The sequence below is a fragment of the Novipirellula methanifontis genome (assembly GCF_052161655.1).
GTDB lineage: Bacteria > Planctomycetota > Planctomycetia > Pirellulales > Pirellulaceae > Novipirellula.
This window is the reverse complement of record NZ_CP197418.1, coordinates 1,754,004-1,766,620: the sequence shown is the minus strand read 5'-3', so window position 1 is coordinate 1,766,620 and position 12,617 is coordinate 1,754,004. Positions and strand designations below refer to the sequence as shown.

7 protein-coding genes are annotated in these 12,617 nt (G+C 55.8%); 2 read left to right on the top strand and 5 right to left on the bottom strand.

Annotated elements, in window-relative coordinates; genetic code table 11:
- Positions 1 to 153 precede the first annotated feature (153 nt).
- Both SH528x_RS06230 and uvrA read right to left on the bottom strand, forming a co-directional pair.
- Positions 154 to 405, bottom strand: coding sequence for a hypothetical protein (locus SH528x_RS06230; RefSeq protein ID WP_442509658.1), 252 nt, complete (start codon positions 403 to 405; stop codon positions 154 to 156).
- 389 nt (positions 406 to 794) lie between these two features.
- On the bottom strand, positions 795 to 7,274 hold the full coding sequence (gene uvrA, locus SH528x_RS06225) for an excinuclease ABC subunit UvrA (protein ID WP_442509657.1): 6,480 nt from the start codon (positions 7,272 to 7,274) through the stop codon (positions 795 to 797).
- 328 nt (positions 7,275 to 7,602) lie between these two features.
- Between uvrA and SH528x_RS06220 the strand changes: the two genes are divergently transcribed.
- Together SH528x_RS06220 and SH528x_RS06215 are read left to right on the top strand one after the other, a co-directional pair.
- Entirely contained in the window at positions 7,603 to 8,628 is a 1,026-nt protein-coding gene (locus SH528x_RS06220; protein ID WP_442509656.1) for a DUF4261 domain-containing protein, read from the top strand.
- A gap of 328 nt (positions 8,629 to 8,956) precedes the next feature.
- Positions 8,957 to 10,060, top strand: a complete 1,104-nt coding sequence (locus SH528x_RS06215) for a tetratricopeptide repeat protein (RefSeq protein WP_442509655.1) — start codon at positions 8,957 to 8,959, stop codon at positions 10,058 to 10,060.
- Between the two features lie 58 nt (positions 10,061 to 10,118).
- On the opposite strand, the gene SH528x_RS06210 is transcribed toward SH528x_RS06215, so the two are convergent.
- From SH528x_RS06210 to SH528x_RS06200, 3 genes are all read right to left on the bottom strand, one after another.
- A complete protein-coding gene (locus SH528x_RS06210; protein ID WP_442509654.1) occupies positions 10,119 to 10,427 on the bottom strand; it encodes a hypothetical protein in 309 nt (102 codons plus the stop codon).
- Positions 10,428 to 10,648: 221 nt separating this feature from the next.
- Complete coding sequence (locus SH528x_RS06205) at positions 10,649 to 11,269, bottom strand: hypothetical protein (protein WP_442509653.1); 621 nt, start codon at positions 11,267 to 11,269, stop codon at positions 10,649 to 10,651.
- A gap of 152 nt (positions 11,270 to 11,421) precedes the next feature.
- Positions 11,422 to 12,594, bottom strand: a complete 1,173-nt coding sequence (locus SH528x_RS06200) for a peptidylprolyl isomerase (protein ID WP_442509652.1) — start codon at positions 12,592 to 12,594, stop codon at positions 11,422 to 11,424.
- Positions 12,595 to 12,617 lie beyond the last annotated feature (23 nt).

Genomic DNA, 12,617 nt, shown 5'->3' with positions numbered 1-12,617 from the left:
TTGGCGAGGTACAGTTCGTTGCTGCAAATCCTTTCGGTTTGTGGAATGGGTTTTCCGTTCCCCGTTGCCCTCCGTGCGAAATTGCAGCCGGCTTGTTTGTGGTAACGACTGCCTTTCCCTGAGCTTTGAGCTGCAACCTCCGAATGCAGCTCACTACTGTGGCGGGTGTTGAGGGAGTTTTAAATACCCGCCGGTGATTTGCACTTGTAACATTTTTAAAAAATTGGCGGTGGAAAATCGCTCACGCTGTTCCCGCGTGAGCCAGCGGAGTGAGTCGCTCCACTGCTCCTCAGGCGGAATCGATAGCGTGACAAATCCTGGTCGCTCCATCGTCGCGGTGATGCCGGTGAAATAGATTGGACGGCCCCCGTTTTGGACCGCGATCGTGACTCGGCTCGATAACAATTCGCCTGTCGAATCTTACTCATGTTTGTAATGCTGAGTCGCGTAGAACGTTGGCGGGGTGCCAGTCACTTTCTCACGAAATGAATGGATCCAAGGCAATTTTGACAGCCGAATGTGCGACAGGCGAATCGTTGCTCTGAATTTATTCGTCTGTCCCACATTCGTCTGTCAGAGAATACTCGTCGCTGCCTACAACTTGCTCATACTCACGTGGTCCACGGCGGGTCGCCGGACACACCTGCTAATTCCCAAAAGGTTATGGAACGATTGCCGACGAAGCTGTTTGCTGCGGCTGAATGAACGCAATCGGCTTGGAAAGCCGAGCGACAATGGCTGACGCCGGTACTCTAGCCCTTCGGAAAGCAACTTATAATCTTAATCCGTCAGCTCTAGGTTTTGATGGTTCGCTGCAGATGCTGTTTTAGGAACGTTTTCAGTTTGCGACTGCGACCGTGTTTCAACTCGGTTAACCGCAACGTCACTTCGGCTTGTTCGGTCTCCGCAGGTTGTACGGCACCTTTGAACCCAAGTGCACTGAGTTGATCCATGTCCACCGCTTCGTGGGGCCCCGCCAATGTGACCTTCAGCGATTCAGGAGTCTTGGTCTCGACTTCCGCCCAATTCTTTTGCTGCCCTTTGGGACGCACGACGACTCGGTCGGGGGCGTCAAACCGCAATGAATTGTCGCCGGCGACATTCTCAAGCAACTTCAAAATCATGTCGGCAAGCTCGATTGGCCACTCCGGCTCCGTATCGGCTGGGAATCCTTTGCCCAACGAGTGCCAACGCCGCCCCAGAACCTTCCACGGATGAACGCCGTCGTTGGTCTCTTGCGAAGTTAGATCTTCTCCTTCGATCTCGCCATTGGTCGCAGCATCCACAGCGGTGGACTTGCTGGCGGTTTTCTTTGCGGTCGCTTTCTTCTTTGTGGCTGTCGTTTTCGTTGGCTTTGGCAACGCCTTACGTTTTACACTGGCGGGCACCTTGTGTCCCAAGACCTCGGCCAAAAACGGGGCGGTGGACGAGACGACGGCGCCTCGTTTCTTGTTCGTACAGGTGGCCGCTAACGCTTCGGGCGTTCCTTCAAAAACGATCTGACCGCCTTCCACACCCGCACCCGGCCCCATGTCGATAATCCAATCGGCACATTTGATCACATCGAGGTTGTGCTCGATCACGACGACGGTGTTCCCCATTTCGACCAATCGCTGCAGTACCCCCAACAACTTTTCAATGTCGTCAAAGTGCAAACCGGTTGTCGGTTCGTCCAAGATATACAGCGTTCGCCCGGTCATCGGGCGTGCGAGTTCCGCCGCCAATTTAACGCGTTGTGCCTCACCGCCAGAGAGTGTCGGCGCCGATTGGCCGAGCGTGACATATTCGAGTCCGACGTCGCAGATTGTCTGCAAAATTCGCGAGATCTTGTCATGTTCGGCAAACAATTCGAGCGCTTCGCCACACTGCATCTCCAACACGTCGGCGATCGACGCACCATGGAATTTGACTTCCAACACATCCGGATGGTAGCGACGTGAATTGCATTCTTCGCAGGGCACCCAGACGTCGGGCAAGAAGTGCATTTCAATCTTCAATTGCCCGCTGCCTTCGCACGTGTCACAGCGACCGCCAGCAACATTGAAGCTAAACGTTCTCGCGCTGAAACGTCGCTCCGCTGCCTCGGGCAGCTCGGCAAAGAGTTGACGAATCAAGTCAAAAACGCCGGTGTAAGTTGCCGGGTTGCTCGTCGGACTGTTGCCCAGCGGCGATTGGTCGACCTGGATCACTTTGTCGATAAAGCGAAGCCCTTCGAGCTTTTCGTAACGCCCTGGACGCATGCGGGCACGATGCAGCCGTCGGGCCAACGCGGGATACAGGACGCCTTCGATCAACGAACTCTTGCCGCTGCCGCTCGGTCCGGTGATCGCTGTTAACACGCCCAATGGAAGCTGCACGTCGACGCCGTTCAGATTATTTTCTCTTGCTCCGGTGACTTTCAATACTTGCACATACGGCGAACCATTGGCACCAAAGGTGGGCCGGCGGTGCTCTGGGATCGCAATCGACTTGGTGCCGTTGATGTAACCGGCGGTGACGGATTGGTCGACCGGCAGCACCTTGGTCGGTTCGCCGCGGGCAACAATGCGTCCACCATAACGACCCGCTCGGGGGCCAAAGTCTGCCAAATAATCGCTACTGGCAATGACGTCGTGGTCGTGCTCGACAACCAGCAGCGTGTTGCCAAGATCACGCAGTCGATGCAGTGCCCCAATCAGCCGTTGGTTGTCGCGTGGATGCAGCCCGATTGTTGGTTCGTCCAGCACATACAGCACGCCACACAGACCGCTGCCCAATTGAGCGGCCAAGCGAATCCGCTGTGCCTCGCCACCCGACAACGTTGCGGCACCGCGATGCAGCGATAAGTAATCGAGCCCCACGTCGAGCAAGAAACTAATTCGCGACGTGATCTCACGCACCAATTCGCCCGCGATTTTGCGTTCTCGCTTGTCCAATTTCCAAGTCGCAATGTGCTCGGCGAGTCGAACCAGCGGCATGTGAACAATATCGGCAATCGTATGTTCGCGCCAACGCACGGCGGCTGCGTCTTCTTGCAAACGTGATCCATCGCACGCGCTACAATCAATCTCGTCAACAAATTGCTCTAACTTGCCACGCAGTCCTGGCGTCAGACGCGCCGCTTCGGCTAGCGCCGGATAAAAACCTTTGAACTGGTAGCGGAACACGACGACATCGTGTTTGGGTGACGTTTTCGTTTTCGCCTCGCGATCGCTTTCACGAACTTCGATCCATCGTTCACCCGAGCCGTGAAACAAGATCCGCCGTTGGCTGATGGTCAGATTGTCAAACGGCACATCGATCGGGATTCGCGTTTGACGAGAAAAGGCACGCATCATCCATTGCGATACCACTTTGTCGACCGAAGGCCAAAGCAGTGACGCTCCCTCGAGCAGCGTTGCGGTGGGTGACGAGATCAACGCTGCTGGATTGGTTCCCGTTTGAGTTCCAAGTCCTTCGCACTGAGGACACCAACCGACCGCAGAGTTGAATGAGAAATGGTGCGGCGTCAAGTTGTTGAACGAACGCCCGCAATCGCCACACACCAAATGTTGGCTATGCGTGACCACTTTCCACAGTTTTTCTTCGACGTCGGCTTCGGCGAACCCGACTTCCAACACGCCGACGCCAAGCGACAATGCTTGCTCGATACTGTCACTGATTCGCGATCGATCCGATTCTTGAACCACGATGCGGTCGACAACCACTTGGACTTCGTGACGCTGCCGCGCGTCGAGCATCGGAGCGTTGTCCAGCGATGTGGTCACTCCATCGATTCGCACACGTTGGTATCCGGTGCTGCGAAGCGATTGCCAAGTGTCTTCGGACGCCGGCCCCGACTGCACTTCGATCGGCGCCATCAACATGGCCCGCGTCCCCTCGGGAAGTGCCATGATCTTGTCGACGATTTGGTCAGGCGTCTGGGTGCCGACGGGAACTTGGCAATCGGGACAATACATCGTCCCAAGTCGCGCCATCAAGATTCGCAGGTAGTCGTAAATCTCGGTTACCGTGCCGACGGTACTTCGCGGCGAATGCCCCAGATTCTTTTGCTCAAGCGCGACCGCAGGCGACAGCCCTTCGATCCGCTCGACTTTGGGTTTTTGCACCTGGCCAATGAATTGGCGTGCGTACGACGAAAGCGATTCGACGTAACGGCGTTGTCCTTCGGCGTAGATCGTGTCCATCGCCAGCGAGCTTTTGCCGCTACCGCTCGGGCCACAGAACACCGTCATCGCGTCGCGCGGTATCTCGACGTCTACCGATTTCAAGTTATGCTCGGTGGCACCTTCGACCAACACGTGCGTGTTCGTGCTGGCCGTCGTCGTGATGATGCTGGACAGAATATTTTCGGTCGGTTTGGCAGCCGTCTTTCGCGGTTTCATGCCCAGCGATTTGGCGATCGCCGCTCCGGTGTAACTGCCCTCGACCTTGGCAACGTCCACGGGACGACCTTCGGCCACGACCAATCCGCCACCGGCGCCCCCTTCGGGCCCCAAGTCGATGACCCAGTCGGCGGTTTTGATCACGTCGGTGTTGTGCTCGACGATCACAATCGTATTGCCGCGGTCGGCCAGGCCGTGAATAACCTTTAGCAGCAGTTCAATATCGGCAAAGTGCAATCCCGTGGTCGGTTCGTCTAGCACATACAGCGTGCGACCGGTTTCCCGTTTGCTGAGTTCACGCGAAAGTTTGATGCGCTGTGCTTCGCCACCCGAAAGCGTCGGCGAGGGTTGACCCAGTTTCAGATATTCCAGTCCAACGTCGACCAGCGTTTGCAGTTTTTCAGCAATCTTGGGGATGTCTTTGAACAACGCCAGCGATTGTGAGATGTCCATTTCCAGTACATCGGCAATCGATTTACCTTTGAACTGAACGGACAACGTTTCGCGGTTGTAACGTCGACCCTGGCAAACAGGGCATGTCACCCAGATGTCGGCCAGGAAGTCCATTTCCAGCTTGTTCGCCCCGTTGCCATCACAGCCCGCACAGCGGCCGCCATCGACATTAAAGCTGAACCGGCTGGAGGTGTAGCCGCGAGTTTTTGCTTCGGGCAATTTCGCATATAGATTGCGAATCTCGTCGAAGACTTTGACGTACGTCGCCGGGTTGCTGCGTGGCGTACGTCCGATCGGCGATTGATCGATCGCGATGGTTTTGTCGAGATGCTCGAGTCCTTCGATCGTATCGTGCTCGCCACTTTCACATTCCGCCCCGTTCAATGCGACTCGCAATGCAGGTTCAACGATCCCGCCGATCAGCGAACTCTTGCCGCTGCCGGACACTCCCGTGACACAGGTGACCGTAGCCAACGGGATCGAGACGTCGATATCCCGCAGGTTGTGAAAGCGAGCCCCCTTGATCGTCAACTGCAATTTCGGATCGATGGGACGCAGTGTTTGCGGAGGCTCGATACGGCGTTTGCCCGACAAAAATTGTCCGGTCACGCTCTTGGCCGTGTTGGAAACGGTTTCCGCGGTTCCGGCTGCAACGACGCGTCCGCCTTTGATACCCGGTCCAGGCCCGAAGTCGACGACCATGTCCGATGCCCGCATGGTGTCTTCGTCGTGCTCGACCACGATCAACGTGTTGCCACGATCGCGGAGCCGAATGAGCGTTTCGATCAGTCGATCGTTGTCACGTGGATGCAGTCCGATCGAAGGCTCGTCCAAGATATAGAGGACGCCGACCAGCCCGCTGCCGATCTGGCCCGCCAAACGAATCCGCTGGGATTCGCCTCCGGAAAGCGTCGGCGCGGTACGGCCGAGCGTCAGGTAGTCGAGTCCAACGCCCAACAGGAACCCCAGCCGAGTGCGGATCTCTTTGAGTGCTTCCGAAGCAATCTTGGCATCGATGTCGCTGAGCTGGATGTCGCTGAAAAATTCGATCAGTTCATCGATCGGCAATTCACAAAGCGTTGGTAGCGACGCTTTGTCTGTACCGGCAGCTGCAATGTACTTTTGGCTGTTGGTGGTCAGCGTGACGGCGCAGGCTTGCGGATTCAGTCGCTGCGAGTGGCAATCGACGCACTCGATTGTGTTCATGTACTTTTCGAACTGACGCTGCTGCATCTTGTTCTTGTTCGTACGGTAGCGAGCGAGCAGTTCCGGAATAAAACCATCGAATGAATCGGAGTACTTTTTGGCTTGGCTGCCGCCTTTCCAAGTGAACTCGAGCGAATCGTCGGTGCCCCACAACCAGACGTGCTTAGCTTGCTCGGGCAAATCGTGCCATTTGCCTTCGAGCATCGTGCCGTCTTTCAGCTCGAGCAGCTCGTCCATCGCCTTGGCGACACCCTGATAGACGTGACGACGGTAGCGCCCCATGTCGCCCCAAGATCCGAGCAGTTCGACAGCTCCCTTGCGAACCGATTTTGTTTCGTCGGGAACCAATTGCTGAGGCACGAACGTGTACAGCCGGCCGAGTCCGTCACAGGCCTCGCACATGCCCTGAGGACTATTGAAACTGAACAGTTGCGGCGTGGGAGGTTTGAAACTCTGGCCACACGATCCACAGGAATAGCGTGACGAGTAGAGCAAGTCATCGGCAGGTTTACCGGCATCGCGATCATTCGCTTCGGACAGCGAAACGACCACACTCGATTCACCGAGTTTCAGTCCGGTTTCGATCGCTTCGGTGATCCGACCGCGATCGCGAGAATCGGGGTCAACGCGGTCGACCACGACTTCGACGTCGTGGCGGTGTTGTCGATCGAGATGCGGCGGATCACTCAGCCGGATCGTCTCGCCGTCGACGCGTGCGAGTGAGAAACCATGTTTACGAAGGTCCTCAAACAGATCGCGGAACTCCCCTTTTTGGCCGCGGATCAACGGCGCCATCACCCACAGTGTCGCTTCGCCGGGCAGGGACAAAATCCGCGAAACGATCGCGTCTCGCGACTGGGCCGTAATTTCACATTGGCACTTTGGGCAATGTCCGGTGCCGACCCGGGCAAACAGTACACGTAGAAAGTCGTAGATTTCGGTGATCGTCCCGACGGTACTTCGCGGATTATTTCCGGTCGATTTCTGGCTGATCGAAATCGATGGACTTAGACCGCCGACAAAATCGACGTCAGGCTTGGGCATTTGGCCCATAAATTGCCGAGCGTAGTTACTGAGACTTTCGACGTACCGCCGTTGCCCCTCGGCATACAGTGTGTCAAATGCTAGCGAAGACTTTCCGCTCCCGGAAACGCCTGAAAAGCAGATCAGCTGGCCTCGCGGCAGGCTGAGGTTTACATCGCGAAGATTATGCTCTCGAGCACCTTTGACTGTGATTTCCTTCGTCGTCATGCTCGTTCAGGTGCCTCTTAGAACAAGGAATTTCCGTGTGAATCGTCAACGCTATGACCATTCTCACGCAAGGGAAAGGGGGTAGTGTATCGGTTTTCACTGCGATTGTCCCGAGCGTATGTTTTTGGGGTCGGGCCCCTGTTTGCCAACGGCCCCTGTTTGCCCGTGGCATCGTTTGCCCACAGCATCGTTTGCTGACGGAGTCCTTGGTTGGCGGCAGCGACTGGTGGGGGCAGGGGGGGCCCATGCACGTGTACCCTCGTGAATGATCCCGTGCTGGGGTAAAACATTGAATCACTAATTGCAAGCGACGGGGATTGAGATCGAAATGGCAAAAGGATTGTTCACTCAGGGGATGTGCATCCTGCTCCGTGAGCCGGTTTCGATCGCCGAACTAGAAGAGCGGCTGAAGTGTTTCGAGCTCGTCGGGCGTCACGAATCGATCGAGGACGACGATGCGCCGGAAACCTTGGTGATGAAATACCGCGAGGATGTGGGAGGCCACTTGCTGGTGACTCCCTCACGCACCACCTGGCCGGATGACATGGGCGACCCCGACGAGTCGCCGGAGCGATTTGTCGCTTGGTCACTGGGCCAGTTTGGGCCGCTCGCCTTTCCAGGATGCCTGCAACGGGCGGCCGAGCAAACTTGGGGCTGGGAAGACGGATCCAGCGCGGTCACAGAACACACCGCCCATATTCGCATCCTGATCAGCTACGTGCTGGGGGTGGAAGAGGCGGGGGGCGAGGACGACGAGGACATTCCGTTGGTGCCCGAAGACTATGACCCAGTGCACGAGATGCAGTTCATCACTCGAGCCGTGACGGAATTGCTGCAATTGCCGCAAGCGGTCTGCTATTTCAATCCCGGGGGCGAGGTGCTGCGGGATGAGACCGGGCTGCGTCAGGGGCTGAACTATGCGTGGAGCCACGAACTGCCGCCCTTGGACATGTGGACGAACGTGCGAATTTTCAAGGCCGACGACGCTTGGACACTGATGGATACGGTCGGCAACGGCCAATTGGATCTGCCGGATCTGGAAGCGGTTTATCAAGCGGATAAGTTCGAACCGGCCGACATCGAGCGATTTTTGCGAAACGCTTCGCTCTACATGTTGACGTCCGACGAAGAAGTCGAGGACGGTGATACTGCCGATGGCCCCGGCGATTTAACGTGGAAGGCGCTTGAGTGCGAAGAGGCTTTGTCGGATCCGCCGCGGCCGACGATTCGCTGGATCCCACAAGACGGCGCCGAGCCGCCAGAAGAGTTTTTGGATCGTGGCGAGGCCGAAGACGAGTTTGACGAAGATGAACTCGATGAAGATTTCCTCGAAGATGACGACGACGATCTCTAGCTGACATCCTCAACTTCCCGTAGCGAAACTCGCCAAGAGTTTCGGGCAGCGTGGACCGACTGTGAATCTGTCTAGAGATGATGGAAGATAGTCGCCTTTTGCTCCGCAAAAGTTGCGTTGATTGAGCGTACTTTCGCAGAGCGAAAGACGACTTTCGTTAATTCACAGCTTTGGGCAGCATGGCATCCATCGAAAAACATCGCTCGAACGAGCGTGAGTCGATGCGAACCCTGCATGGCGGAATCATTCTCCTTATAATGCGATCGCTCCGTTTGATTGCCCCGTCTAATTGCCCCGTCGATTCTGATCCGCAAGGAGGACCATCGTTATGCCGCTCTTGATTCAAGGCACGGCGATCGTGATCCGCAACGATGCACTGGATCGCCACTTGCCAGGCGGGGCTGCGGACTTTGTCTCCATCGCACCCAACGCGATGAGCTTCAGCGACGACCATCTTTCGCAAGCAAGTTTTATGTCGCCGTTGGACGCCCAACGCTTTGCCGAACAACTTGAATTGTATGGACTCCAGCGATCGGCTGATGTGGTTGATTTTGTGATGGTCCATTCGCACGATCAAACGACGGAACCCGAGAGTGACTGGCTCGTCTTGTTCGAATACGAAGGCGGCTTGATTGCCACGATGCAGGGTAGCGAGAGTCGGAAAATCGTCGCGCCGCAATCGTGGACACCGGGTGAGCAGCCCGCTCTTCAGCATCTGTCGGACGAGGAAGTGAAATCGAAATTAGAGTTTGTTCGTCGCGACGGCAAAATTGATGTGTACCGCGACAAGCGGACTGGCAAACTGCTCTATCACACGCGGCTTAATGAAACCAACGAAGAGATTTATGAGCAAGCGGTTGCCGTAGTTTGGCAATACAATCGCAATCCAGGCGATCCGCCAGTGGAAACGAGCGAGCAGGAAAAACTGCGACAAGCGATCGGCCAACTGCAGCAATTAGTTGCGAACACCCCTGCCGCATGGGGAGCCCACTTGATGTTGGGAAAGGCTTGGTTTGCGGCGGACGAGATCCGGCGTGCTCGCGATTGTTTGCAGCGTGCAGTTGAACTCGAACCCGATAATACAATGGTGCTCAAAGAACTCGCGGGCATCTGTTTAGAGCAAGGGGATTCCGCGGAAGCTTGTCGCGTGGGCGAACATGCGGTGGCGGTTTCACCCGACGATCCCGAATTGCTCGGCAACTTGGCAGTCGCCTATTTGATTGACGGGCAAACGTCCAAAGCAGAAAAGACAATCTCGCACGCGAAGCGGATCATGCCCGAGGACGCGGTCAATCAACACATCGGCAATCTTGTCATCGACGTGATTCAAGGCAAACGGGAATCGCCTCGGTCGCTCGAGGAGATGATGAGTCCGGCAAAGCCAGCATCATGGTACGACCGAGCTCGCCGATGGCTCGGACGATCCGAGTAGATTGTTGCCGTAAACGGATTTTACGAGGGCTAGAAACGCTGGGCCCGTAGCTAAAGCCTTAGGCGGCTTTCAATTCGTTTTGAATCTGGCTTGAAACGCGGGCTGGAAGAGTGGCGCTCTCGCGACGGATTCCATCGCTGCCGTAATAGATGATCGTGTTCTTGGTGAAATCGCAAATCGCGGTCAATTTAACGCTACGAGGGCCATGCAAGCAAAAGTACATGCCACACGGTTTCCCGCCTCGAATCACTTCCCGCTGGGTCATCGGGAATTGCTTTGACTCAAGATGCCCGAGTTCGCAAAGCCGGCGTTCGACGTTAGCACAAAGTGTTTGATAGTCGACGCGATTAGGCGTGATGCAGATCATGAGTTAGGTAGCTCGGGGGGAACGCCCAGTGTTTCACACGGCCTCGCAATCGGGTGTTAGCACCGCGAGGCAGGGTTCCGTATCGGCGCAGAGTCTGCTCGGAAATTAGCGATCCGGGCCCAAGTTTGGCTCCAAATTCCGCATTCACTGGTAAAAGATATCGATTGTGTCGGTCCCGTTCCGAATGACACATTTCAATAAAAATAGTGATGCGACCGCAGTCAGTTGCTATCCGGTTGAGTGATACGACCGAAAATATCTCGCAAGATTACCTGCTCTAACGAGGCGTCACGACCGAGGGGGATCCAGCCGAGCGTCTGCGGAGTGTCATCGATGCGATTTTGTTCACGTATCAACGTGCCATCGTGTCGTTTGTTCGAGGCGGATTCGGTGGCGTATTGAGTCCGATCGGTGTCCTCGAGATCCTTCTGGACGACGACCTCGATCATGTAGCCGGCGCCTTGCGGACGTACGGTCACGATCGCGCGGCGACGAATCGATTGCAGCGTCGATTGCAAACGTTCAAACCCAGGCGTACTGTCCTTTTTCCAAGGCTCCATCAGCGATGCGCCAACTTGATAGGTGGTTTCAAGCCGACCATCCAAGACGATCCCGTCAGAGTTTTGTACCGGTTGTTCGCGAGCAATGCGAAAGTAATCATCCATCGCATCAACGACTTGCGACCAAACGAATGCATCCGGAGCCGGAGGCAATTCCAACGGGTTCGGAACAAACGTTTCGGGAACGTTCGTGGTCAGTCGGTGGGCAAGTTGGCCGCAACCAGCTAGCAGCAGCGGAGCAAGCGAAACGCACAAGGCGTAGAGTGCAATTCGCTTGATCATGGTTGCGGTCTCAGGATGCGTAAACGTGATTCGTAAACGGGGACGCTTGGATCAAGCCAAGTCTTGTTGATGAGAGGTGTACGAGCAGCTACCCGAGACATACTGAGGATGGGCAGCCTGCCTCGTTGGGTCGAGGATTGTTGAGTTTAGAATCAATTCGGATTGGTGGCGGAATCATTCGGACGCCATGCAATGCTCGTCGGCAACGGTTTCGCTCCATCGACGTCCTCAGGGAACAGACTCCAAACCTGCACTCGTTTTTGCATATCCTTCATCACGTTCTTTTGTGAATCGGTGATCTTCTGCTCGCGAATTTTGGCACGAATTTCGTCCTGCACTCCACTCAGCGGATTGAACCCAGCTTCTCGACGATCCAGTACACGCAAGATGTGGTAACCGGTTTCGTCGGTAATGATCTCGCTCATCGCATTCAGCGGTAGTGAGAAGATCTGTTGGTCCAGCACATCCGAAGCAAGTGATCCTTTGGCGGTCCAATCATGCAGTCCTCCAGAGCTGGCAAACGGCTCTTGGCTTTTGGATCGAGCGACGGCTTGAAGATTCCCACCAAAGTAGGCTTCGCGTCCCATGTCAGAAATCGCCGTCATCGCTTCTTCGCGTGAAGCAAAGTTGCTGAACAACACGGTCAATTGTTCCCACGTCGCCTCGGCAGGGTGACGGTAGTCGTCTAGATGTTCGTTGTAGTATTGATTGATGTCGGCGATCGAGACGTTGGGATCCTTCTCGACTTTGCTGCGAATATAGAGGTGACCGAGCATGGCGTCGGTAAAGTCACGTTGCCGGGCCGCCAGCGAGCTTCCCTTTTCACGAAGCAACGCATCGAGCTCGCCGATATCGGTGACCTTGTATTGCTTTTTCAGCTGAGGCAATTCCGACTCAAAAAACATTTGCCGTGCACGTGCGGCCAATGTTGCATCGGCTTCGGCGCGTTTATCGGCGGTTTGCGTTCCCACTTGGTCTAGCAGGAAACTCTCTCGCATCATCTTGTTTTGGATCGCCTGAGTCAGCATGCCTCGCGTTAGATTGATGCGGGCAAACCGTAGCTGGTCCTCGGGAACCTTTTGGTTCGATTTCGCCAGCACTTCGTTGATACGGGCTTCGACCTTGGGAGCGACTTCACCGTAATAGATGGGGCTTTGCCCCACTACAGCGATGATGGCAGCCGGATCATCGGGAAGCACGACGTTCTGTGCCGCGTCGACCTCGTCCCGAGTGGGGATTTGGGCATGACATTTGGACCAATCGCAGGTCAATGCGATCAGCACCACGATAACGCCGATGAGCCGGTGGGGGGCGAGCGGTTGCATTCCTTGCTCTACGCTGAATAAGT